Raw genomic sequence first — 22,708 nt, 5'->3', positions numbered from 1 at the left:
GAAATTAATTTAAATGTTCGTGTTTTCATGATTAATAATCTCCTCGTGGAGGAAAAATGGATCAATATTTCGAACTAAAAAAGAACAATACGACAATTGGTCGGGAATTCGTTGCCGGACTGACCACTTTCGTATCGATGGCCTATATTCTTTTTGTAAATCCGAGTGTGCTCGGTGCTGCTGGAATGAATAAAGGCGCCGTCTTTGTTGCGACTGGCCTGATTACTGCCATCGCAACTATTTTTATGGGGGTTGTGGCCAAGTATCCCTTCGCCATTGCACCAGGTTTGGGCATAAACGCTTTCTTTGCCTACTCAGTTGTTATTGGCATGAAGGTGCCTTGGCAAACGGCTCTGGCAGCGGTATTTATTGCCGGTATTTTGTTTTTTATTCTCACGATTTTCAAAATTCGTGAAATTGTCATCAATTCCATTCCAAAGGATTTAAAAGCCGCGATCGCAGCCGGAATCGGATTGTTTATTACTTTTATCGGATTTGAAGATGGCGGTATTGTTGCTGCTTCTAAAGATACGATGGTCACTTTGGGAAACTTTGGTACCCCAACGACTCTGTTAACCATTTTTGGAATCATCTTGACTTTTATCTTGTATGCACGCCACGTACCGGCTGCCATCTTCCTAGGCATGATTGGTACAACGATTGTCGGCATGCTCACAGGCTTGATCGGGCTGCCAACGGGGGTTATTTCCGCAGCACCATCACTTGCACCGACCTTTGGAAGAGCACTTGTTCATTTGGGAGATATTAATACACCTCAATTGTGGGTTGCTGTATTTACCTTCTTATTGGTTACTTTCTTTGATACTGCCGGAACTTTGGTTGGCTTGGCCAAAAATGCCGGTTTTCTAAACGAAAAAGGTGAAATTCCGCGTGTCGGCGAAGCTCTGATGTCTGATTCTGTCGGCATGCTGATTGCGCCTGTCCTTGGAACATCGCCAACATCAGCCTACATTGAGTCATCTGCTGGTATTGCCGTTGGCGGCCGTACAGGTCTAACAGCTATTTTCACCGGTATTTTGTTCCTGTTTTCACTGATTTTCAGTCCTTTGCTGTCGATCGTTACTTCGCAGGTAACCGCACCAGCCTTGATTTTAGTTGGTGTCTTGATGGCTTCCAACCTGGCTGATATCGACTGGAAAGATTTCCCAGTTGCTGCTTCAGCTTTGCTAGTCGCAATCGGAATGCCTTTGACTTACAGTATCTCTGATGGTATCGCATTTGGTTTTGTGACATACCCGATTTTGATGCTTCTGACTGGCCAAGGCAAAAAAGTAACGCCTGTTATGTACGCTCTTGGAATTATCTTCATTGCCTTTTTGATTCTTGTCAGATAAAAATCTGATAACATTAAATTGTTAAAAGTTCGTCAATAGACGGACTTTTTTTGTTTTTCCAATCATCGCGTCCATATCATTGTTGATTTCCGAACTAACTTGCGAAAATTTCAGAAAATTATTAACATAAATGCATGAGCCAAAACGAAGCGCAATACCTCAATCTCGCTAAAAAAATTCTCACAGAAGGCCATGAAAAAATGGATCGGACCAAGACAGGCACACGGTCTTTATTCGGCGCCCAGATGCGTTTTGACCTGCATGAGGGCTTTCCTTTATTGACAACAAAAAAAGTCTTTTTCGGCTTGATTAAATCAGAACTATTATGGTTTTTACGTGGAGATAATAATATCCGCTTTCTGCTGCAACACCATAACCACATCTGGGACGAATGGCCCTTTAAAAAATGGGTACAAAGCAGCGATTATACGGGTCCGGACATGACAGATTTCGGCCTAAGAGCACAAAAGGATCCTGTTTTTGCTGCCCAATATAATGAACAGAAGCAGATTTTTACCGATCGTATCTTGACCGACGATGCTTTTAATCAAAAATTCGGCAACATCGGGGATGTTTACGGCAAACTCTGGCGCAGCTGGCCTGATAGCCAAGATAACGGTGTCGTTGACCAGATCAGTCGTTTGATTAGTGAAATCAGAACAAACCCCAATTCCCGACGCTTGATCCTGACAGCTTGGAATCCTGAGACAACGCCTTTCGCAGCTCTACCATCTTGCCACGTTCTCAGCCAATTTTATGTTGCCGATGGCAAACTAAGCCTGCAGATGTACCAGCGTTCCGGTGATTTCTTCCTCGGCATTCCCTTCAATATTGCCAGCTACTCTCTTCTGCTTTCGATGGTTGCAGCGCAAACCGGCTTGCAGGTAGGTGAATTTATCCACACAATCGGTGACGCACATATTTACAGTAATCACATCGAACAAATCAGCGAGCAGCTTACCCGGCCGATGCATGAACTGCCCACCTTAAAATTAAATCCGCAAGTCAAATCAATTTTCGATTACCAAATGGCCGACATTAAAATCGAAAATTATATTCATGAAGATCCAATCAAAGCTCCGGTAGCAGTTTGATATAATAGTCAGCGGAGCTTTTTTGCGAACATAGTTCAGTGGTAGAACGCCACCTTCCCAAGGTGGAGGTCACGGGTCCGATCCCCGCTGTTCGCTTTATCAGTCAGGCTTATTTATACTGGATACATGATCTCATCTCTGAAACAAATTAAGGCGCTGAATCTGCTCGCCTATACAGTCGGCTGTGCTTTTTACGCCCTTTCTCTTATTTATGTCAACATTCCCAATCGTCTGGCCGAAGGCGGCGTCACCGGTGTCACTTTGATATTCCGGGCACTGTTCTCAATCGATCCAGCGATTACGAATATTCTTTTTAACTTACCGATTCTGGTCATCGGCTATCTCAAATTGGGCAAACGACAAATTATCTCAACGCTTTACTGTATTTTAATGCTGTCTTTTTGGCTCTGGCTGTTCCAGCGATATCCAATTACGATTAATTTAAATCACGATCCGCTCATTTCGGCTTTACTCGCCGGTCTTCTTATAGGCATCGGTTTAGGGCTTGTCTTCCGCTTTGGTTCCACGACTGGCGGATCCGATGTAATTGCCCGTATTATCGAACAAAAATTCGGTGTGACGATGGGAAAATCGTTATTTGCGATTGATGCAATCGTTCTGGCCATGTCCTTGGTTTATCTCGATCTAACGCAAATGATGTACACGCTGATCATGTCTTTTGTTTCAGCTAATGTGATTAACTTTATTCAGGACGGCGGATATTCAGCTCGAGAATTCTTGATTTTCTCAAAGTATCCAACCGAAATTGCTGAGCGAATCATGTCAGAATTAGAGCGCGGCAGTACCTACATCGACATTGAGGGCGGATATAAAAAAACAGCTGCTAAAGCTGTTTACGTGGTTGTCGATCCCTCAGAAGTTCGTCAAGTTAAGGAAATTATTAATGAAATTGATTCAAAAGCCTTCGTATCGATTCGCGTGGTCACTGAACAAGTCGGTGAAGGATTTACTTTCCTAAGAAAAAAGCGCTCAATTTTCGGGCGCTAAAATTTGTTGGATTCTGACATCGAGTTTGTCAGTTGGGATAGTTGCCAGCAACTGATCGTTTAAAGCTAAAGAAAGCGTTTTACCGCTATAATCCGATAAGTAACGGTCATAGTAACCAGCCCCGAATCCCAAGCGTTTACCAGTCTTTGTGAAGGCCAGACCTGGCACAATCATCAGATCGATGTCATTCTTCGAAAAAGCTTTGGATTCCTCCGGTTCGGAAATTGACATCTTACCTTTAATGATTTTTGTTGTTTCTGTAAATTCAACAAAGATCATTTTTGTATCAACGATTTTCGGCACAAAAACGTGTTTATCCAGTTCCCAAGCCTGCTGAATGATCGGACGCGTAGATAATTCAAGCGGCAGACTCAAAGTAATCGCAATATTATCACTCGACTGCCAATCAGGATTTTCAAAAAGCTGGCGATATAAAGATAAAGATTGCTCTTTTTTTGCGACAGGGTCGATTGCCGCCAAGCGTGCTTTTTGTTGATCACGCAATACTTTTTTGTCTTCTATCACTGTCATAACATTCAAAAAGGATTTGAATCGAAAGGAAATTTGTCCATGAAGTCAAAGACTTCCTGCTTGATTTGTGCCAAAGCCGCCGTATCGCCAGCATGATGAATGGCGCGCATAATAAACTGCTCAATCTGCAGCATATCCGCTTCCTTCATACCCTTAGTCGTCATCGCTGGCGTACCAATCCGAACACCAGAAGTAACAAATGGTGACAGTTTCTCATTAGGCAGCGCTTCTCTATTCAACGTAATCGAAACAGAATCTAATAATTCCTGCGCCTTTTTACCAGTCAAACCGGTCTTAGTCAAATCCAAAGTAAACATATGGTTATCCGTACCGCCTGAAACGACACGAATATCATCTTCCTTAGAAAATGCATCAGCCATTGCCTTGGCATTCTTGATAATCTGAGCCGAGTAAGTCTTGAATTCCGGCTGCAAATCTTCATAGAAAGCAGCTGCTTTCGCTGCGACAACGTGATCCAAGGGGCCGCCTTGAGAACCAGGGAAGACAGCTGAATTAATTTTCCTTGCATACTTCTCGTCAGCTAAAATCATGCCGCCTCGAGGCCCGCGTAATGTCTTATGTGTCGTGGTAGTGATGACATCGGCCAAACCAACCGGGCTAGGATGCAGGCCGGCAGCAATCAGGCCAGCAATGTGTGCAATATCAACCATCAAATAAGCACCGACTTCATCGGCAATATCGCGAAAAGCCTGAAAATCAATCGTCCGCGAATAAGCCGAAGCACCGGCAATAATTAATTTTGGTTGAAACTCTTTGGCTTGTTTTAAAATAGCATCGTAATCCAGCAGTTCGGTTTCTGGATCGACTTTATATGATTCGGCTTGATAGAGCTTGCCAGAAAAGCTCACGCTGGCACCATGCGTCAAGTGGCCACCGGAATCCAAATTCATCCCGAGAATTTTATCTCCCGGATGCAAAAAAGCCATGTATGCCTCAAAATTGGCAGTCGAGCCTGAATGCGGCTGGACGTTAGCATAGCTAATCCCGAAAAGTTCCTTGGCACGTTCAATGGCCAGATTCTCAGCAATATCAATGTACTCGTTGCCGCCATAATAGCGTTTGCCAGGATATCCTTCGGAATATTTATTCGTCAGAACACTCCCTTGCGCCTGACGCACGGCCTTAGAAACAAAATTTTCAGAAGCAACCAGCTCGATATTGTGCTTCTGCCTCTCTTCTTCGCCTAACACGGCTTTTGATAACTCAGGATCCAAAAAATTTTTTGCCATCTGCACTCCTCAAAACTTTTTCAGTCTAACATGCTTAAAATTATTGCGTCACGAATTGGTTAAGAAAACTAACAAGGGCTTTTAGCCAAATATTTTTGCAAGCGTACCAAAGCTTCTTTTAAATTGCTTTCAGAAGCCGCATAGCTCAAACGCAGATAGCCTTCACCGCCAGGTCCGAAACAAGAACCGGGAATCACCCCAACCAAAGCTTTATGTGCTAACTCACGTGCAAAAGCCACATCATCTTGATTCTGGTCAGCCGGAATTTTCAAGAAAAGATAAAAAGCACCATCAGGAGCCGCGACATCAAAGCCCAATTTTTTAAATTCAGGAATTAAAAAGTCACGCCGTTGCTGATATTCGGCCCGCATCTGTTCGGTGACAGCGTCACCTTCGTTCAAGGCTGCGGTTGCGCCAGCCATAGCAGGATTTGAAACGGCTGTAATCGCAAATTGATGAATCTTGACGATTTCTGAAATCAGCTCTTTTGGCGCTGCAACAAAACCGATTCGGTCACCAGTCATGGCGTGCGATTTGGAAACACCGTTTAACACAACCGTCTGTTCAGGCAGAATGCTGCCAATTGAGATATGCTGGCCGACATAATTTAGAGTCGAATAAATTTCATCTGAAACAACCAGCAGATTTGTTTTAGCAATCACATCAGCCAGCTGCTGCAGCTGCTCACGGGAATAGTCAACGCCAGTTGGATTGTTGGGATAAGTCAGCACAATCGCACGGGCATTAGGATGCTGAGCAATCGTTTCCTGCAATCGCTGGGGCGTCAGGACGAAATCAGTATCATTTGTCGGGATATAGACCATTTTTGTATGGTTGACATGTGCCAGTTGTTCATAGAGCGGATAGGCCGGTGACGGTGCCAGCAGTTCATCCCCTTCTTTTAAAATCGTCGACAAAGTAGCAAAAATCGCTTCAGTGGACCCAACAGTTGTCAAAATTTCCGTATCCGGATCAAAATCTAATTGGTAGTTGCGCTTTAAGAAATCAGCAGCTGCCTGACGGAATTCTTCCGAACCTCGTGCAGTTGAATAATGCGAATGATTTTTCTGGATAGAATCTATCATCGCCTTTTTAACCAAATCCGGTGCATTAAAATCCGGTTCTCCCAAAGTCAAACGCAGCAGACCGTCAATCTGGCGGAATTCCGTGTCGATGGCACGAATCTGGTTCACTTTGATGTTTCTAATATCTGGACGAACGTTTTCGATCAATCCTTTTTTTAATTCTGGCATCAGTTCTCCTTAAATAATTCATATGAAGCTTCAGGATCATCCACATGAAGCAAATCTCTTTTAACCAACTCTTCGGCAATCTGTACAGCATTCCAAGCAGCACCCTTTAGCAAGTTATCAGACACGACCCACATCCAGTAACTGCCGGGATTTTCATTGTCAGCACGGACTCGGCCAACAAAAGTCTCTCGTTTTCCGGCGGCGTTAATCGGCTGCGGATAAAGTTGTTTGGACGGATCATCTTGCAAAACAAGGCCAGCACCATCTGCAATTGCTTTTTGAATTGCTGAAACAGAAGCTTGGTCACTATCAGCTACCTGAAAGTAAACTGATTCGCCATGACTGACCGGTACAGGCACACGCACGCTGGTTGCGGTCACCTTAATTTTATCGGAATTCATGTCGTCAAAGAAAATTTTCTTTGTTTCATGAATCATTTTCCACTCTTCATGGGTATAGCCGTCATCTTCAAAAACATCAATCTGCGGCAGTAAATTAAAGGCTAGCGGATAATGCTTGTCCGCCGACTTGACTGGCAGAATATGTGCCTGCATCTCTTTTTTATCCAGATAGTCAGCGGCTTCCTGTTCCAATTCATTCCATCCCGATTGGCCCGCACCAGAAGCAGCTTGGTAAGTGGAAACAATCACTTTATCAACGCCGAATTTATCAAAGACCGGCTTCAAAGCAACGACCATCTGAATCGTCGAACAATTCGGATCCGAAACAATCCCTTTGTGATAGCTCAGCGCCTGTGGATTGACTTCAGGGACAACCAATGGCACGGCTGGATTCATGCGAAAATACGAGGTATTGTCAACACAAACAGCACCACGTTTGACTGCTTCTGGCAAAAAATGTTTGGAGACTGAACCGCCAGCAGAAGACAGAACTAAATCAATGCCGTCAAAAGATTCCGGCTTGGCTTCTTCAACTATGTATGTCTGTCCTCGAAAAGTCTGCTGTTGGCCAGCCGACCGAGAAGTAGCCAGCAGTTTCAAAGATTTAACCGGGATGGTTGATAATGCCAACTGTTCTCTCATGCGGCTGCCGACTGCACCCGTAGCACCCAAAATTGCAACATTGTATTCTTTTGCCATTTATTTTAACCCCATTATTTTATCTAAGCCGACTAGCAGAGTTGTCTGCTGATCGGCATTTTTAATTGCTAATTGTACGCCTGGCATAAAGGATTTGCGATCCAAGCTATTTTGTGCAATCGACAAAGTTTCATATTCATTAGCGAAATTAACTGATTGGTAGGCAACGTAGCCAGCTTGGCGTTTTGAAATGATTTGAATGCCATCAACTAAATTACTTTGTGATTGATCATCTAAGCGGCTGTCATCAGGCTTGGTTGTCGCTGCACCTGCTTGAGCGAGTATCGCAGCCGTCATTTTCGCCGTGCCGCTGGGAGCATCAACCTTGTCAGGGTGGTGAATTTCTTCAATGCCGACATTGGACATAAATTTCGCTGCCAAACTGGCAAAATACATCATCAAGACAGCCGAGATACTGAAGTTCGGTGCAATAATACCGCCAGTCTTTGCCTTTAATGCTGCCTGCTGCAGCGTTTGGATTTGATCATCAGTCAATCCGCTCGTACCAATGATCGGATGGATGTGATGTGAAATTGCCCATGAAGCGTTTTGAAAGACAGTTTCCGGCCGCGTCACGTCCAGCCACAGATCATAATCGCCTTGGATCTCATCTAATTTGTAAAAGATTTTTGTCTCAGCGGGAAAAGCTGATTGCGTAGACGGATGATGCAGCAAAACAGCTGACAGCTGCCAGTCATCATGTTCGACGATTAACCGCTGAATGGCCTGACCCATTTTTCCAGCCGCACCGGCTAAGAGAATTGTTTTCATGCCTGCAGTACCCGCATAATTTCATCAGTCTGCGCTGCAGTTAAGGGCAGAATCGGCAAACGCGGCTTACCTACGTGAATACCCATCCGCTCATAGACGGCTTTGACTGGCGATGGCGACGGATGACTGAATAAAGCTTTCACTCTTGGATTGATATAACGGAAATCAGCTGCGGCCTGTTTCATATCACCACGATCGACAGCTGCAAACATATTGACAAACTGCTTGGCATAAAAATGCGAGACAACTGAAATCGTCCCAGCACCGCCCAGCACGTAATTCAACAACGCTTGGCCATCCTCACCTGTGAAAATCAGAAAATCTTTTGGTGCATGTTCGATTAATTCCGACATATCATAATCGGAATTGCACTGTTTGACCGCAATAATATTTGGATGTTTAGCTAATGCCAGTAATGAATCGACAGTCAGACCGGAAATGCTGCGGCCTGGAATATTGTAAATAATGACAGGCAGTGGGCTAGCATCAGCAACAGCTTTAAAATGCGCGGTCATGCCGTCCTGATCAGGTTTGTTGTAGTAAGGCGTCACGATCAGAACGGCATCGATTCCCTTAATCTGCCCGACTTCCTGCGTGAAGCTGATCGTTTCGGCCGTATTATTTGATCCCGTCCCGACAATCACCTTTGCCCGTCCGGCAACAAAGTCGACCGTTTTTTTAAATAAGGCAATCTTTTCATCATGTGTCAGCGTCGGTGCTTCACCAGTCGTCCCTGAGACGACAAAGCCTTGGACACCATCGGCCAATTGCGAATCAATCAATTTCTCATAAACTGCAAAATCAATCTCATTCCTATCGTTAAAAGGCGTGATAATCGCAGTCAATAATTTTGTATCTGCTAAAATATTTGTCATTTTTCCATTCTCGCTGTCAGAAAACCAGTGATAGCTGTAATCCCCTTTTCAATAGCTGACTCGTCTGGTGATAAATGATCGGAATGTAATGTATGTTTTGGATCATTTACGCCTAACCAGCACATGGTTCCTTTAAACTGGTTGGACAAAAAACCAAAATCTTCTGCGATCATTGCCGGTTCGACAATTTTGAAGTCGACGTTATCAGCTTGTTCCATATACTTAATAAAAAAACTGCTGCTTGCTTCATCGTTGACCACAGGCATATAACCGCCTTGTCGGAAATTGATTTTCAATTCCTGGCCAAAAGCGTCAGCAACTCCTTGTGCGATCATGCGAATATGTTCTGTCATGACCTCCATGCCCTGCTGTGTGAAGCTGCGGATAGTGCCTTCGATGTCAGTCTGTCCGGCAATAATATTCATAGCTTGGCCGGCATTGAATTTGCCAATCGTGACCACGCCGCCTTCAATTGGATCGATATTACGGGAAACGACCGTCTGAACACTAGTCACAAAATTAGCTGCTGCAACAATTGAATCATTCGCTCTTTGCGGATAGGCCGCATGGCCAGATTTTCCGACAAAACTGATCCGCAATTCATTAGATCCGGCAAATAGCGTCCCTTGACGGCTGCCGATCTGACCAGCTGGCAATTGTGGATTCACATGTAAAGCATAAAATTCATCCGGTTTATAATCACCCTGAAAACCACCAGCATCAAAGAAACGTTTGCCACCAAATTCATTTTCTTCAGCCGGTTGGAAGAAAATCAAGAGATTATCAGCCGGCTGATGTTCAGCAAAATAAGACAGAATTCCAAGAGCAACCGTCATGTGAAAATCGTGGCCGCAAGCATGCATGACGCCATCGTTTTGACTGGCAAAAGGCAATCCCGTTGCCTCTTTAATCGGCAAGGCGTCAATGTCAGTCCGCCAGCCCAAAGTCCGCTTGGGGTTAGATCCTGCGATACGCACGAGAATGGCCGTCGGTACTTCCGGAATTGTTTTGATTGAAAGATGGTCCTGAGGCAAACGGGCAATTTGTTTTAACAAGAAATCATGCGTATGAAATTCCTGCATACCGATTTCTGGATCTTCGTGTAAATGACGGCGAATCTGAATTAACTCTGCTTCACTTAACATTAAAGCTGCCTCAAAGCGTCAACCAGTGCTGTCTTTTGCTCAGTCTTGGCATCAATCTCTTTGATCACACGAGCAGGCACACCCGCAACGACTGTATGAGGAGCCACGTCTTTAATCACTACTGCGCCAGCACCAACAACGGCACCTTCGCCAATTTGCACGCCTTCTATCACAACGGCATTGGCACCGATCAAGACATTATCGGCCACACGAACCGGCTGAGCCGAGGCTGGTTCAACTACCCCGGCTAAGACAGTCCCAGCACCAATGTGACAATGTTGACCAACAATCGCACGGCCGCCGAGCACTGCACCCATATCGATCATGCTGCCTTCGCCGATTTCAGCACCGATATTAATCACAGCACCCATCATAATCACAGCGTGATCGCCAATTTTCACCTGATCGCGGATAAAGGCGCCAGGTTCGATACGGGCATTGATATTTTTCTTGTCCAGCATTGGGACACCAGTATTGCGGCCATCGTTTTCGACAACGTAATCCTGCGGATCCAACGCAGACAGCAGCGGTTTGATATCCTGCCAATCACCAAACAGCAAACCAAATCCATCGCCAGCAAATTGCTTAACATCCTGAGGCAGTTGACCAGTCAACTGGCCCTTATAAGTCACTTTCACCGGCGTCTTTTTCGGTGCGTTCGCGATAAAACTAATAATTTTTTCTGCATCTAATTCAGTCATTTCCTATCTCATAATCTAAATCCAAATGAGTAATGTCAGCCATGCTCTCACGCTTGACCACTAGTTTTGCCTTGCCATTTTCGACAAAAACAACAGCCGGGCGCGGGTTTCGGTTATAGTTGGATGCCATAGAATAGCCATAGGCTCCAGTTGCCAGGATTGCCAGCAAATCACCAGGCTGGGTCTTAGGCAGCTTCTGCTGCCAAACGAGAACATCGCCGGACTCGCAGTATTTACCTGCGATCCGCACAACTTGTTCGCTGGGCACGTCTGCCTGATCGGCTAATACAGCTTCATATTCAGCTTGATAAAGAGCTGGTCGAATATTGTCGCCCATGCCGCCATCAACTGACAAATAAGAACGAATGCCGGGAATATCTTTGCGGCCGCCGATTGTGTATAAAGAATAACCAGCCGGTCCAACAATTGACCGGCCAGGCTCGATCCAAATTTCCGGAAGTTGGATTTTGTAAGTCTTTGCTGCTTGTTTGACTGACTGACAAATCAGATGAATAAAGTCGGAATTAGGAATCGGATCATCTTTTTCATTATATTTAATGCCAAAACCGCCGCCCAAATCGATGATCTCAGGCTGGAAATGCCAATCGCTAGCTGTTTTGACCAATAGATCAGCCAATTTCGAATAACCATTTGTCTCAAATATCTGAGAGCCGATATGAGCATGCAAACCGCGAAGATGCAGATATGGTGAGGCCATAATCCGATCAAAAGCTTGTTTGGCCTGGCCGGAAATCAAATCGAAACCAAATTTGCTGTCCTGCTGGCCTGTGGAAATAAATTCATGCGTGTGTGCTGAAATACCGGGACTGATTCGCATAAGAACATCCTGCGTCTGATCTTTGGCACTGAGAATCTCTTCTAGCAGCTCAATTTCATGGAAATTATCGACGATAATGGTCCCGATATGACGATCGATGGCTGTCGATAATTCGTCAAAGGACTTGTTATTGCCATTAAAAGCCACTTTCTGCAAGGAGAAACCAGCTTTCATGACAGTGGCTAGCTCGCCGCCAGAAACCACGTCACAATGGACTTTTTCAGCCGCAAGCACATCGTACATGGCAACAACCGAAAAAGCTTTACTGGCGTAACTGATTTCATAGGCAACATTTTCGGCCTGAAAGGCCTCTTTCATCTCGTGAATCGTTTTTCGAATTTGACCGACATCATAGACATACAAGGGCGTTTGAAAACGTTTGGCGATCTCGCTTGCTGGCAAACCGCCGATATAAAGTTGATTATTTTGAATTTGCATAATAAAAACCTCCGTTTGCTAAACTAAACAAACGAAGGCTTACGCTGAGTCGTTTGTCCGTCCTAGCACTCCACATTGCTGTGACAATCCGTGGCCTATTGAGCCGCGTCTCAATCATACAGTGCCCGCTAACGCTGATGACTTCGGCAAAGTCCCTTTTCGTTATCCGATCCCTAGCGGGGAATTTCCCGGAAAACTACTCGTGTCCCATGCAACCTCTATTACGGATGATAGGTTAAGTGTATCATAAGAATAAAAGCGCGGAAAGTTATTCCTGAGATTGATTAGAGCTTGACTTTCGTGTGTTTTTTTGGGAAACTAAGATAGTTATTCAGTAAAGGAGCACTTCATGGCTGTTATCTCAAATAAAAATTCTAAGTCACATAAGCGCAACCGCCGCGGCCACATCGCTTTGGAAATTCCTAATATCGTTTTAGATAAGACGACTGGCGAATACACAGTAGCACACCGTGTTTCACCAAAGGGACTTTACAAGGGCCGCCAAGTGATTGCTGCAGCAAAACAAAAGTGATTTTATAACAATCCTATCGGATTGTTTTTTTTATACAAAAAGAGCTTGCCCTCTTAAGGCAAGCTCTTTTTTTAATTAACTCAGGCCCGTTATTTGGCCATTTGCATCAACATCGATTTTTTCAGCCGCTGGCACTTCGCCCAAGCCCGGCATCATCAAAACTTTGCCAGCCATGGCAACAACGAATCCTGCACCAATTTTCGGAATAAAGCGGCGAATATGAATCGTAAATCCACTCGGCGCACCATGGATTTTGCTATCATCGGTCAAACTATTAGGTGTTTTAGCAATCACAACTGGTAGCTTGTCCCAGCCGTTAGCCTTCAATTCGGCTAAATCAGAGACAGCACGGTCAGACAATTCGTAATTCTTGCCGCCATAAATCTTTTCGATAATGGTGGTCATCTTGTCTTCAATGGTGTCGTCAGCGTGATATAAAGGCATAAAGAAATGATGATTATCAGCGGCGGCAACCACTGTTTTAGCTAACTCCAGCGAGCCTTCAAAACCATCGACAAAGCTTGTGGCGATCTCCATCTTCAAACCTTTTTCATTCTCGACAAAATCCTTAACAGCTCGGATCTCTTCCATATCGTCGCTGGCAAATTTGTTCAAAGCCACAACCACAGGCTTGCCGTAACGGGTCATTGCATCCAAATGACGGTTCAAATTGCCCAGCCCTTTTTTAACTGCGGCGACATCTTTTTGTCCAAGATCAGCTAAAGCAACCCCGGCATGGAACTTTAATGCTTTGATGGTGGCGACCAGCACAACAGCGTCAGGTTCTTTTCCCAAAACCGGCACTTTGACATCCATGAACTTTTCGCCGCCCAGATCAGAACCGAAACCTGCTTCTGTCACAGCGTAATCAGCTAGCTTCAAAGCTGTATCCGTAGCAATCACAGAATTGGTCCCTTGAGCAATGTTAGCAAATGGCCCGCCATGAATGATGAAGGGCGAATGTTCCAAAGACTGGACTAAATTCGGATTAATCGCGTCTTTTAAAACAGCCGCCAGCGCACCGGCAACCTTTAAATCAGACACAGTCACAGGCTCCCCTTTAACATTTAAAGCAACGACAATCCGGCCCAGGCGCTTCTTCAAATCCGACAAATTCTTGGACAGCGTTAAAATCGCCATTATCTCAGAACTAGCCGTAATATCAAAACCAGAATCGCGCTCAGGACCGTTAATTTTGCCTTTGCCCAGGGTGATCTGGCGTAAAGCACGGTCATTCATATCCAGTACTCGGCGCCAAAAAATGTTATCCGGATCAATCTGCAACGCGTTGCCCTGGTGCAGATGATTATCCAAAACTGCCGCCAGCAAATTATGAGCGGCGGAAACAGCGTGAATATCACCGGTAAAGTGTAGATTAATGTCATCCATTGGAATCACTTGGGCAAAACCACCGCCGGTCGCACCGCCTTTTAAGCCGAAAACTGGTCCCATTGAAGGTTCACGCAGAGCACCAATCGCAGATTTACCTAAACGATTAATTGCATCAACAAGGCCAATCGTAACAGTGGTCTTCCCTTCCCCAGCCGGCGTCGGGTTGATTGACGTAACAAGGATCAATTTGCCTTGGCGTGGTGCGTTTGCAAGGCTGACAACATCGATTTTCGCTTTGTCGTGACCGTAAGGGATCAGCTGTTTTTCAGATAAACCAATTTGCTGAGCAATTTCTGTGATCGGCAATTCCGTGGTATCGTGCGCTATTTCAATATCTGACTTCATGAGTCCTATTTTAGCAAATTGTCAAAAGATAACATAGACGAACAAAAAAATACCTGCCTGGGCAAGTATTTTTTTAGTCTTTAATCAGCTGTTGTATAGACAGCCAGCACGTCATCGTTGTCTTCTAATTCATCGACGAGTTTTTCGAATTTTTCTTGATCTGCTTCCGGCACATCTATTGGATTTTGCGGGATCATTGTAATTTCAGCTTCAGCCAAATCGTAACCTTTTTTGACTAGTGAATCTTCGACTGCAGCGAAATCAGTCGGATCCGAATAAATTTCAAAAGCCTCATCTGAAGTCTGAACATCTTCTGCACCAGCATCAATCGCATCTTCCATGACTTGATCTTCCGTGATTTCCGGATGCTCCTCGCGATCGATCACAAAGTGGCCGCGACGATCGAATTGGAAACTGACAGATCCCGTCGTGCCAAGAGAACCACCGTGGTGACTGAATGAATTTCTCACAGTCGAAACCGTGCGGTTGATGTTATCTGTCGATGTCTCTACTAAGACTGCAATGCCGCCTGGCGCATAACCTTCATAGGTAGCTTCTTCAAATTTGATGTCGCCAGCACCAGTCGCTTTATCCAAAGCGCGCTGGACATTATCTTTTGGCATATTGGCCGCTTTGGCCTTGTCCATGACAAGACGCAGACTAGCATTAGCAGATGGATCAGCACCGCCAGCCTTGGCTGCAACATACAAATCGTGACTTATTTTCTGGAAAATTTTTCCACGTTTAGCATCCTGAGCATTTTTGCGGCCTTGGATGTTGTGCCATTTACTATGACCTGACATATGAACTCCTTTTTATCAACGTAACGATTTTATTATTTTTCGCGTTAAAAGGCAAGTTTAGCGCACTCATTGTATTATACAGCTATTTGAAACGGACGCTTAACCATAAATACCTGTAATCCCGCCGTGAACTTCTGCGATATTACTGCTGGTAATAAAAGCTTTTGGATCGAGCCGTTTGACCTCACGGATAAAAGTCCGATAGTCGGCATTCTTGACAACCACAATCAGCATTTCTTTATCATCTTTGCTTTTCCCGCCGACTACCTGCAGAATCGTAAAGCCATGATCAAATTCATGTTCGATTAATTGCTTAATTTCCAATAGATGCGTCTCGCTCATAATCGAGAACATTTTTTTATGGTCAAAACCGCTTTCGATATAACGCATAACAATTGTCGTAATCACTTGAGAAAAAATCGCGAGAAAAAAGGCATTTGATCCGCTGACGAAAATATTGCAAATGATAATTAAACCATCAATGATTAACAAGCCGACTGAGGTATTCAGATTAAAAAACTTCTTTAAAATCATCGGCGGCACGGTTGATCCGCCGGAAGAGGCACCAACGTGATAAAGCAGCGCAATACCAAAGCCAAACACACTGCCCGCGATCACCATGGCCAGCAAAGGATCGTCAACCAGTTTGGCGGTTGGCGTCAGCCACATGAGCAAAGGAATCGCAAAGGATCCGAATACAATCTTAGCGATCACTTGCCGTTTCAAGAAAATAAAAGCCAGGCCGATCATCAGAAAATTAATCACCAAAACCGACAAGGCACGGTTAAAATGAAAGGCCTTATCCAGCAGAATGGCAATACCTGTCGATCCTCCAGCAGCAATCCCTGCCGGTACATAGAAAAAATTCAGGCTGAGGACAATCATCTCTAAAGCGGCCAGCATGACAAGCCACTGGAGCCATTTGTGCTTTTCAAGCAGATTCATTCTTTAAGCATAACAAGAAAAGCATTTCCAGGCAGAGAGCCTAATGAGCTAGTTGACCGGACTGATTTTACCGGCTGACAATTGCAAGTGCTGAACATGATTTGCTCGAATTTGATCTGTGTCATAGTGATGGGCAATTTCGATAATCGTCTGTGGCAAACGATAAATGAGATCGCGCAATTTTTCAGAATTTTTCTCATCCAAAGCTGCCGTGACTTCATCTAACAGTAATAAAGGCCGTTTTCTTAATAGCGCTCGCGCAATCGCAATACGCTGTTTTTGACCACCGGAGAGATTCTTGCCGCCTTCGCCACACTGATAATTCAAAGGATCATCGCCTAACTCATTAACCAAGTTAACTTCCTTGAGACTGGCCAGCAAGGCTTCGTCGGAAAAATTCTGTCCTAAAGTCAGATTTTCTTTGACGGTATCATTGAAAACCCAATTGGTCTGCGTGATATACGCAAAGTCGTTTTCATGAATCTGCTGGCCGCCCAAGGTAATTGAGCCGGTTTGGACGTCCAATTTGTTCGTTAGCAGATTCAAAAAAGTTGATTTGCCGCTGCCGGAATCACCGCTCAAAAGCAGTTTGCCGCCATAAGGCAGCGATAGGGAAACATCTTTTAAAATGGGATGGTTTTTATAGGAAAACGAAACATCAGCAACAGATAAAAGGGGCTGATCAGGCAGGCCAAGCGCTGAACTTTCTTCCGGCATCAAATCAGGAATAATGCCCTTACGCAAAGCCCGCGTTGTCTTCATCCCGGCATAATACTGAATCCCCGTGCGAACTTGTGTGGCAACATTGCCGCCAGACAAAGCCAGAGTTGCGATCGCGCTGATCGTCACGCCAAAGAGCTGGTATTGGCGAAAAAGTAAGCCGATCAAAACAGGCCCGAGAAAAGAAATAATAATCATGAGCCAGGAAAAATACTGCGTGAAAAATTGACGGTTGTTTAAGGCCAGATAACGGTTTTCGCTCTCATTCAGTTTGGCATCGTTGGCCGCCAGCATCGTCTTTTCGGCCCGAAAATTTTTGATGATGTCAATGCCGGCGAATATTTCTTTAACTTGGCCCAGATAATGCTGATTGGCTTTTGACCAGTCAGATGAATATTGATCGAGTTTCTTATTATCGAATAAAGTCGGGATCATGATTGAAAAGCTTAAGATCACATCAATCAGGCCAAGCATAGGATTGACGCCAATCACAAAAACTGAGGAAGTAATAATGGCAATGATTGAAAACATGAGGTTGGATAGATTGCTAAAGTAGCGCTGCTCGATCTGTTTGGCATCAGCTGTGACCTGATTTAACAGCTTGTCAGCATCTTGGTGAACATAATCAGTCTGAAAAGCGTTTTTCATGAAAGCCTGCTTCAGTGCCACATTCAGATATTTGATCGCACGATTCTGCAGGAGAATGAAAATATACAAGCTCGTGTAGACGGCGAAATAAATCAAGACGAAACGCAGAACGAAGAGAGCTGGGCTGGCAACACGTGTCGTCGCAATCGCGGTTATCTGCCCAATCGCATAGCCGGAAATGACGCCTTCCAAAGAAGCGATAACCGCAAAGATGATAATCAAGATCAGCAGCGAAACCGGCAGCTGAGCAAGTACCCACTTCAAACCAAGATTTTTATTAGGATGCCCTTTATTTTCCATAATTGCTTTGATTATATGCCTCAATCATGTGTATCGAACAATAAATAAGCAAAAAAATCAATTGAAAGTTATCAGAAAAATCGTTATAACCAGTTGTATTTTTTGGCAATCTGAATTGCTGCGACCCGATTGGCCGCTTGAAGTTTATCTAAAATGTGTTCCTAGTGCTCTTTGTCAGCAATCAACATGACATTTGTCACAAAAAAGGTTCCCAATCGCGGGAGCCTTTCACATTCACTCATATAAGAAAACTTTGCTTTCATAAGGACGAAGTAGTGCTGGATCCTGGCCGCTATCAGCGTAATTGCCAATCAGCAGTTTGCCGGCTGCCTGCTGATTATAGTCGCGGCGAATATTTCGTTTCGTGAAATTGCTGATTACGAGCAGCTGCTGGCCTTGATAGCGGCGGAAATAAGCAAAAGCCTTGTCGTCGTGGAGATCTAATTCTTCAAAACTACCCAGCGAGATCAGATCAAAATCATGTCTTAAAGCAATTAGTTTCTGATAATAGTAGAAAACAGAATCCGGATCGGCCAAAGCTGATTGCACATTAATCTCCGGATAATTCGTATTCAGGGTATACCAAGGTTGCCCTTGAGTAAATCCGGCATTAGCGGAATCATCCCACTGCATGGGCGTTCTGGCATTATCGCGCGACATGTTTGCCAGATAAGCCAGCATCGTCTTACCGTCAACCAAGCCCTCTTTATCGACAAATTCATGATAGGCATTTAAAGATTCCAAGTCCTCGTACTGCGACAATTTCGTTAAGTGCGCGTTAGTCATGCCTAATTCTTCGCCTTCGTAGACATACGGTGTCCCTTGCATCATGTGCAGCGTCGTTGCCAGCATTTTAGCTGCCCTGACGCGATACTTAGGATCATCTGTTGCAAAACGCGAAACAGCACGCGGTTGATCATGATTATTCCAATAAAGACTGTTCCAGCCTTTGCCGTCCAAATTCGTTTGCCAACGAGAAAGAGTCTTTTTTAAATCGAGCAATTTGACTGGCTGATCATGCCATTTTCCTAAACGTCTGTCAGGATTGGCGGACAAACCAACATGCTCAAATTGAAAGACCATATTCAATTTCTTAGCATCCAACCCAGCATATTTAATCGCCGAAGATGGTGTCGCGCCAGGCATTTCGCCGACAGTCATGATGTCATAATGTGAGAGAACCTGATCATTCATTTCCTGCAGAAATTCCTGCAAACGCGGGCCGTTAGCAACCAAAGAACCGGCATCACCAAAAGCTGCCCCATCTGCCTGAGGCGCATCCGGCAGGCCTTTAGGCTTAGAAATCAGATTAATCACATCCATTCTAAAACCGTCAATTCCTTTATCGAGCCAAAAACGCATCATGTCCCAGATACTTTGACGCACAGCCGGGTTCTCCCAATTCAAATCAGGCTGGCCCGATGCAAAAAGATGCAGATAATATTGTTGTGTCTGAGCATCGAAAGTCCAAGCTGATCCGCTGAAAAAAGACCCCCAATTATTTGGTTCAGTACCATTCTTAGGATCACGCCAAATGTAATAGTCGCGATAAGGATTATCCTTGGACTTCCGGCTTTCTTGGAACCAATGATGCTGATCAGAAGTATGGTTCACAACGAGATCCATTAAAATTTTTAAGCCGAGTTCATGAGCCCGGTCCAATAATGTTTGAAAATCCGCCATCGTCCCGTAGGCTGGCTGAATTTGGCGATAATCGCTGATATCATAACCATTATCTTGATCAGGCGACTTGTATATCGGATTCAGCCAAATCACATCGGCACCCAATTTTTTAATATAAGGCAGCCTGCTGGTCAGACCCGGCAAATCACCAACACCGTCACCATTACTATCCTGATAGCTGCGCGGATAGACCTGGTAAACAACCGATTTTTGCCACCATTTTGTCTCTGCCATCGCATCCTCTTTTCTGATTCTGGCCTTGGCCAGCGTCTCAAGCAACCGTAATCGCTTACATTTTCAAGTATAAAATAGCCTAAAAACCATTGCAAGAAAGACTTACAGCTATTTCAGATCTAATCTTTCGCTGCTGCCATTCGCTGCATCTGTTCGGATCATTTCTTGTTATGATATCCGCATGGCAAAAGAAATGGCAGCAAAACTGGCTTTAAGATTAATGACCAGCACAGAATTTGATCAATTCGTTTCCAAGGCAATTAAAGATTACGCCGTTGACAAAGTCCAAGCAGGCAGCTGGCTAGCTGATGAAGCAATGAAAAAATCTGAAGAAAGCTTTAATTCGCTTCTGCCCCAAGACATTAACAGTCCAGACAATTATCTATACAGCATCATTTTCCAAAAGGAAAAAATCGGCATCCTTTGGATGGCCAAGCTTAAAGACCAGCCGGATACAATTTTTATCTATGACTTTGCAATTGATGACGCCTTTCAAAATCAAGGATTCGGAAGCAAAGCACTTGTCTTGGCCGATGAAGAAGCCAGAAAATTATCTTTCAAACACATCGCCTTGCACGTTTTCGGCCGAAATGCACGTGCTTTGCACGTTTATCAGAAAAGTGGTTACGGCATTACGGATATCAACATGCAAAAGGACCTGTAGCCCGCATAGGCTTGCCTAAAAGACTGATATCATGCATGATTAAATCATATTGTCTCAAAGCTCCAAAAATAAAAATCATCAGCTGCCCTTAATGCTGAGCCCCGCCGTTTCGCAATTAGGTTCGGCGCTCTATATTTTAGGACAGAACTGGCTGGTCGTGAGATCTACAGGAACCACGAGTCTGCTTGGTATTATCGAAGCCGTCGGCGGTGTCGGCTTCTTTTTGGGTGACCTTTTTATCGGTGAACTCGTTGACCACCACAATCGGAAAAAAGTTCTCCTGTGGACTGATCTTTTGTCTGCTGTCATTTGTTTTTTTGGAAGTTTCCTTATTAATAATGAAAGTCCGCAGGCATGGTTGCTAATCCTAATGACCTTTACCTTGAATTTCCTCTTCACGATTAACTACCCGGCCGCCAAATCAATGGCACCGGAAATTATGGCCGGCAGCAGATTACAGCGTTTTAATGCCTTGGCAAACATGGTTTTTAACTTTGCCAATATTATTTCACCTTTGATCGGTGGTTTATTGTTGTCAATTAAAAGCATTGATTTTAGCGAGTTCGTTTTGATAAACGCAGCTTCTTTTCTCGTGGCCGCCTTTTTAAACTTTTTGATCCAATACTCTTGGCCGCAGGACAATGTCGATCGCAGCAGCACCAGTTTCGTTCAGGACATTGCCAACGGATTCAAATATGTGTTTAAAAATAAAAATCTGTTTCAATTTATTCTATCCATGGCAATCTTCAATTTCTGCAGTGCCGGTTGTCTGCTGATCGCACCTTATATCGGCAATCATTTTTTTGGCGGCAAGGCAGTCAACTACAGTATCTTTTTAGCCGTTAGTGCCATTGGCGGCTTAATCGGCGGCAGTCTTTTAGCTATACAAAAACAAGCCGTTTCCAGCCAAACACTTTACCGTGAAATTATACTGGAAGGACTTTCTCTTTTGGTAGCTGGGCTGTTCCTTCCAAGCAGTTTGATCGTTTGGTTCATTTTGGCTTTTATGATTGGTTTGATTCAGTCGAGATTCTTCAGTATCTCAATTACGCTGATTCAAAAAGAGACGGAAATTGCTTATTTGGGACGCATTTTCGGCTTGACCTTTCTTTTTTTTGATGGCATTCAACCCTTAGGAAGTTTGATTTTCGGCTATTTGATCAACAGCTGGCGGCAATATACCTATAGTTTCATTGGTGCCATGCTGCTACTGTTTTTCTGCCCATTTTTGCTGCACAACAAAAACAAGCAAAATAAAAACGCAGCCGTTTGACTGCGTTTAGGCAACTTATGATTACCAGCCGCCAGTGGTTGGAACATTCTGCCAGCCGCCGTAACGGTTGCTAGCATACCAATTAGCAACTGCATCTTGATGAGCTGGACTGAAATCAGAAACAGACCCGCCAACCGCAGCAACACCGGCTGCCCATGTACCACGGGCGAATTGATAGGCACCCAGGTAACCATTGCCAGTAAAGGTATTGTAATTGTTACCCGATTCTACCTGACGACGGCGCAATGCATTTGAACCAGTCACTGCAGGCTGATAACTCCGAACCGGTGCTGCCGGTACATAAGTTTGTTGAACCGGGGCCTGATAACGGGGAGCAGGAGCTGCCGTTTTAGCCGCAGGAGCGGCAGGTGCCTGATTGGCTGCAGGCGCTGCTGCTCCGGCAGCGCCGATTGAAAGGCGGCTGCCAGTATAGATTAAGTTGATATTTGCAATCTTATTTGTTTGTGCGATTGTCGAAACGCTCGTATTAAATTCCTTGGCAATTTTAGATAAAGTATCGCCGGATTTAATTGTGTAGATCGTGTCAGCGTTGGCACTAATCACTGAAAATGAAAGCGCGGCTGCTGATGTAAGAATAATTGTTGTGAGTTTTGCTTTAAGATTTGGCATATATTCAATGTAACTGAGACAGTTTGCATGAGTTTTGTACTGGGATTAAATTAATTACTCTTTTTTTACATCACTAAAGCCACAGTAATTAGTGAGACTTTGTCGCAACATAGTCATCGATATTTAACGCAATTGCAATCTAAGCAGAAACTTTTTTGTAAAATATCCTGCATTTCAAAA

General features: G+C 44.4%; 21 protein-coding genes, 1 tRNA gene and 1 riboswitch. Of the genes, 7 read left to right on the top strand and 15 right to left on the bottom strand.

Translation table 11 applies throughout. From position 1 onward, the window contains the following. Positions 1 to 56 precede the first annotated feature (56 nt). From NRF22_RS00400 to NRF22_RS00385, 4 genes are all read left to right on the top strand, one after another. The gene (locus tag NRF22_RS00400; protein WP_007746829.1) at positions 57 to 1,355 is read left to right on the top strand and encodes an NCS2 family permease; all 1,299 of its coding nucleotides are present in this window, start codon (positions 57 to 59) and stop codon (positions 1,353 to 1,355) included. 134 nt (positions 1,356 to 1,489) lie between these two features. Next, the gene (locus tag NRF22_RS00395) at positions 1,490 to 2,449 is read left to right on the top strand and encodes a thymidylate synthase (protein WP_263778647.1); all 960 of its coding nucleotides are present in this window, start codon (positions 1,490 to 1,492) and stop codon (positions 2,447 to 2,449) included. A gap of 24 nt (positions 2,450 to 2,473) precedes the next feature. Then, positions 2,474 to 2,545, top strand: a tRNA-Gly gene (locus tag NRF22_RS00390). Between the two features lie 30 nt (positions 2,546 to 2,575). After that, positions 2,576 to 3,457 (top strand): YitT family protein, encoded by an 882-nt coding sequence (locus NRF22_RS00385; protein WP_263778646.1) that lies wholly within the window; start codon positions 2,576 to 2,578, stop codon positions 3,455 to 3,457. Here NRF22_RS00385 and NRF22_RS00380 read toward each other — a convergent pair. The 9 genes from NRF22_RS00380 to lysA form a co-directional block, all read right to left on the bottom strand. Beyond that, positions 3,440 to 3,988 carry a 5-formyltetrahydrofolate cyclo-ligase gene (locus NRF22_RS00380; RefSeq protein WP_263778644.1) on the bottom strand — a complete coding sequence of 183 codons (549 nt, stop codon included), beginning with the start codon at positions 3,986 to 3,988 and terminating at the stop codon, positions 3,440 to 3,442. The two genes, NRF22_RS00385 and NRF22_RS00380, sit on opposite strands and share 18 nt — an antisense overlap. 5 nt (positions 3,989 to 3,993) lie before the next feature. Then, positions 3,994 to 5,238, bottom strand: coding sequence for a serine hydroxymethyltransferase (gene glyA / locus NRF22_RS00375; protein ID WP_263778643.1), 1,245 nt, complete (start codon positions 5,236 to 5,238; stop codon positions 3,994 to 3,996). Between the two features lie 68 nt (positions 5,239 to 5,306). After that, a complete protein-coding gene (locus tag NRF22_RS00370) occupies positions 5,307 to 6,491 on the bottom strand; it encodes an aminotransferase class I/II-fold pyridoxal phosphate-dependent enzyme (RefSeq protein ID WP_263778642.1) in 1,185 nt (394 codons plus the stop codon). After that, positions 6,491 to 7,591, bottom strand: coding sequence for an aspartate-semialdehyde dehydrogenase (locus NRF22_RS00365; protein ID WP_263778641.1), 1,101 nt, complete (start codon positions 7,589 to 7,591; stop codon positions 6,491 to 6,493). Before NRF22_RS00365 ends, NRF22_RS00370 begins: the two co-directional genes overlap by 1 nt. Beyond that, complete coding sequence (gene dapB / locus NRF22_RS00360) at positions 7,592 to 8,362, bottom strand: 4-hydroxy-tetrahydrodipicolinate reductase (protein ID WP_263778640.1); 771 nt, start codon at positions 8,360 to 8,362, stop codon at positions 7,592 to 7,594. Further along, positions 8,359 to 9,237: a 4-hydroxy-tetrahydrodipicolinate synthase gene (gene dapA, locus NRF22_RS00355; protein ID WP_263778639.1), complete on the bottom strand. Its 879-nt coding sequence runs from the start codon at positions 9,235 to 9,237 to the stop codon at positions 8,359 to 8,361. Before dapA ends, dapB begins: the two co-directional genes overlap by 4 nt. After that, the gene (locus NRF22_RS00350; protein ID WP_263778638.1) at positions 9,234 to 10,382 is read right to left on the bottom strand and encodes an N-acetyldiaminopimelate deacetylase; all 1,149 of its coding nucleotides are present in this window, start codon (positions 10,380 to 10,382) and stop codon (positions 9,234 to 9,236) included. Before NRF22_RS00350 ends, dapA begins: the two co-directional genes overlap by 4 nt. Beyond that, entirely contained in the window at positions 10,382 to 11,083 is a 702-nt protein-coding gene (gene dapD, locus NRF22_RS00345) for a 2,3,4,5-tetrahydropyridine-2,6-dicarboxylate N-acetyltransferase (protein ID WP_263778637.1), read from the bottom strand. The genes NRF22_RS00350 and dapD overlap by 1 nt, the downstream gene beginning before the upstream one ends. Next, on the bottom strand, positions 11,076 to 12,359 hold the full coding sequence (gene lysA, locus NRF22_RS00340) for a diaminopimelate decarboxylase (protein ID WP_263778636.1): 1,284 nt from the start codon (positions 12,357 to 12,359) through the stop codon (positions 11,076 to 11,078). The genes dapD and lysA overlap by 8 nt, the downstream gene beginning before the upstream one ends. Before the next feature lie 55 nt (positions 12,360 to 12,414). Then, a riboswitch (Lysine riboswitch) is annotated at positions 12,415 to 12,588 on the bottom strand. 120 nt (positions 12,589 to 12,708) lie between these two features. On the opposite strand from lysA, the gene rpmF reads away from it, so the two are divergent. Continuing rightward, entirely contained in the window at positions 12,709 to 12,891 is a 183-nt protein-coding gene (gene rpmF, locus NRF22_RS00335; RefSeq protein WP_007746851.1) for a 50S ribosomal protein L32, read from the top strand. 75 nt (positions 12,892 to 12,966) lie between these two features. Here rpmF and NRF22_RS00330 read toward each other — a convergent pair whose 3' ends face one another. From NRF22_RS00330 to NRF22_RS00310, 5 genes are all read right to left on the bottom strand, one after another. After that, positions 12,967 to 14,628 carry a formate--tetrahydrofolate ligase gene (locus NRF22_RS00330; RefSeq protein WP_263778634.1) on the bottom strand — a complete coding sequence of 554 codons (1,662 nt, stop codon included), beginning with the start codon at positions 14,626 to 14,628 and terminating at the stop codon, positions 12,967 to 12,969. 80 nt (positions 14,629 to 14,708) lie between these two features. Then, the gene (locus NRF22_RS00325; protein ID WP_263778633.1) at positions 14,709 to 15,431 is read right to left on the bottom strand and encodes a YebC/PmpR family DNA-binding transcriptional regulator; all 723 of its coding nucleotides are present in this window, start codon (positions 15,429 to 15,431) and stop codon (positions 14,709 to 14,711) included. 99 nt (positions 15,432 to 15,530) lie between these two features. Then, entirely contained in the window at positions 15,531 to 16,376 is an 846-nt protein-coding gene (locus tag NRF22_RS00320) for a YitT family protein (RefSeq protein WP_263778632.1), read from the bottom strand. A gap of 48 nt (positions 16,377 to 16,424) precedes the next feature. Beyond that, positions 16,425 to 18,044, bottom strand: coding sequence for an ATP-binding cassette domain-containing protein (locus NRF22_RS00315; protein ID WP_263778631.1), 1,620 nt, complete (start codon positions 18,042 to 18,044; stop codon positions 16,425 to 16,427). Positions 18,045 to 18,278: 234 nt separating this feature from the next. After that, on the bottom strand, positions 18,279 to 19,961 hold the full coding sequence (locus NRF22_RS00310) for a glycoside hydrolase family 13 protein (RefSeq protein ID WP_263778630.1): 1,683 nt from the start codon (positions 19,959 to 19,961) through the stop codon (positions 18,279 to 18,281). 181 nt (positions 19,962 to 20,142) lie between these two features. On the opposite strand from NRF22_RS00310, the gene NRF22_RS00305 reads away from it, so the two are divergent. Further along, positions 20,143 to 20,625 carry a GNAT family N-acetyltransferase gene (locus NRF22_RS00305; RefSeq protein ID WP_263778629.1) on the top strand — a complete coding sequence of 161 codons (483 nt, stop codon included), beginning with the start codon at positions 20,143 to 20,145 and terminating at the stop codon, positions 20,623 to 20,625. A gap of 91 nt (positions 20,626 to 20,716) precedes the next feature. Then, positions 20,717 to 21,898, top strand: coding sequence for an MFS transporter (locus NRF22_RS00300; protein ID WP_263778628.1), 1,182 nt, complete (start codon positions 20,717 to 20,719; stop codon positions 21,896 to 21,898). 21 nt (positions 21,899 to 21,919) lie between these two features. Here NRF22_RS00300 and NRF22_RS00295 read toward each other — a convergent pair whose 3' ends face one another. Continuing rightward, the gene (locus NRF22_RS00295) at positions 21,920 to 22,528 is read right to left on the bottom strand and encodes a LysM peptidoglycan-binding domain-containing protein (RefSeq protein ID WP_263778627.1); all 609 of its coding nucleotides are present in this window, start codon (positions 22,526 to 22,528) and stop codon (positions 21,920 to 21,922) included. Positions 22,529 to 22,708: the final 180 nt, after the last annotated feature.

Source organism: Oenococcus kitaharae (assembly GCF_025758695.1).
In the GTDB taxonomy this organism is placed as follows: domain Bacteria; phylum Bacillota; class Bacilli; order Lactobacillales; family Lactobacillaceae; genus Oenococcus; species Oenococcus kitaharae_A.
Note: the sequence above shows the minus strand (reverse complement) of the source record. Positions and strands in the feature narration are given on the sequence as shown.

Bases quoted from the DNA above. Each gene is read 5' to 3' on its own strand.
- NRF22_RS00400 (WP_007746829.1), top strand. From the start codon at position 57: ATGGATCAATATTTCGAACTAAAAAAGAACAATACGACAATTGGTCGG.
- NRF22_RS00395 (WP_263778647.1), top strand. From the start codon at position 1,490: ATGAGCCAAAACGAAGCGCAATACCTCAATCTCGCTAAAAAAATTCTC.
- NRF22_RS00385 (WP_263778646.1), top strand. From the start codon at position 2,576: ATGATCTCATCTCTGAAACAAATTAAGGCGCTGAATCTGCTCGCCTAT.
- NRF22_RS00380 (WP_263778644.1), bottom strand. From the start codon at position 3,988: ATGACAGTGATAGAAGACAAAAAAGTATTGCGTGATCAACAAAAAGCA.
- glyA (WP_263778643.1), bottom strand. From the start codon at position 5,238: ATGGCAAAAAATTTTTTGGATCCTGAGTTATCAAAAGCCGTGTTAGGC.
- NRF22_RS00370 (WP_263778642.1), bottom strand. From the start codon at position 6,491: ATGCCAGAATTAAAAAAAGGATTGATCGAAAACGTTCGTCCAGATATT.
- NRF22_RS00365 (WP_263778641.1), bottom strand. From the start codon at position 7,591: ATGGCAAAAGAATACAATGTTGCAATTTTGGGTGCTACGGGTGCAGTC.
- dapB (WP_263778640.1), bottom strand. From the start codon at position 8,362: ATGAAAACAATTCTCTTAGCCGGTGCGGCTGGAAAAATGGGTCAGGCC.
- dapA (WP_263778639.1), bottom strand. From the start codon at position 9,237: ATGACAAATATTTTAGCAGATACAAAATTATTGACTGCGATTATCACG.
- NRF22_RS00350 (WP_263778638.1), bottom strand. From the start codon at position 10,382: ATGTTAAGTGAAGCAGAGTTAATTCAGATTCGCCGTCATTTACACGAA.
- dapD (WP_263778637.1), bottom strand. From the start codon at position 11,083: ATGACTGAATTAGATGCAGAAAAAATTATTAGTTTTATCGCGAACGCA.
- lysA (WP_263778636.1), bottom strand. From the start codon at position 12,359: ATGCAAATTCAAAATAATCAACTTTATATCGGCGGTTTGCCAGCAAGC.
- rpmF (WP_007746851.1), top strand. From the start codon at position 12,709: ATGGCTGTTATCTCAAATAAAAATTCTAAGTCACATAAGCGCAACCGC.
- NRF22_RS00330 (WP_263778634.1), bottom strand. From the start codon at position 14,628: ATGAAGTCAGATATTGAAATAGCGCACGATACCACGGAATTGCCGATC.
- NRF22_RS00325 (WP_263778633.1), bottom strand. From the start codon at position 15,431: ATGTCAGGTCATAGTAAATGGCACAACATCCAAGGCCGCAAAAATGCT.
- NRF22_RS00320 (WP_263778632.1), bottom strand. From the start codon at position 16,376: ATGAATCTGCTTGAAAAGCACAAATGGCTCCAGTGGCTTGTCATGCTG.
- NRF22_RS00315 (WP_263778631.1), bottom strand. From the start codon at position 18,044: ATGGAAAATAAAGGGCATCCTAATAAAAATCTTGGTTTGAAGTGGGTA.
- NRF22_RS00310 (WP_263778630.1), bottom strand. From the start codon at position 19,961: ATGGCAGAGACAAAATGGTGGCAAAAATCGGTTGTTTACCAGGTCTAT.
- NRF22_RS00305 (WP_263778629.1), top strand. From the start codon at position 20,143: ATGGCAAAAGAAATGGCAGCAAAACTGGCTTTAAGATTAATGACCAGC.
- NRF22_RS00300 (WP_263778628.1), top strand. From the start codon at position 20,717: ATGCTGAGCCCCGCCGTTTCGCAATTAGGTTCGGCGCTCTATATTTTA.
- NRF22_RS00295 (WP_263778627.1), bottom strand. From the start codon at position 22,528: ATGCCAAATCTTAAAGCAAAACTCACAACAATTATTCTTACATCAGCA.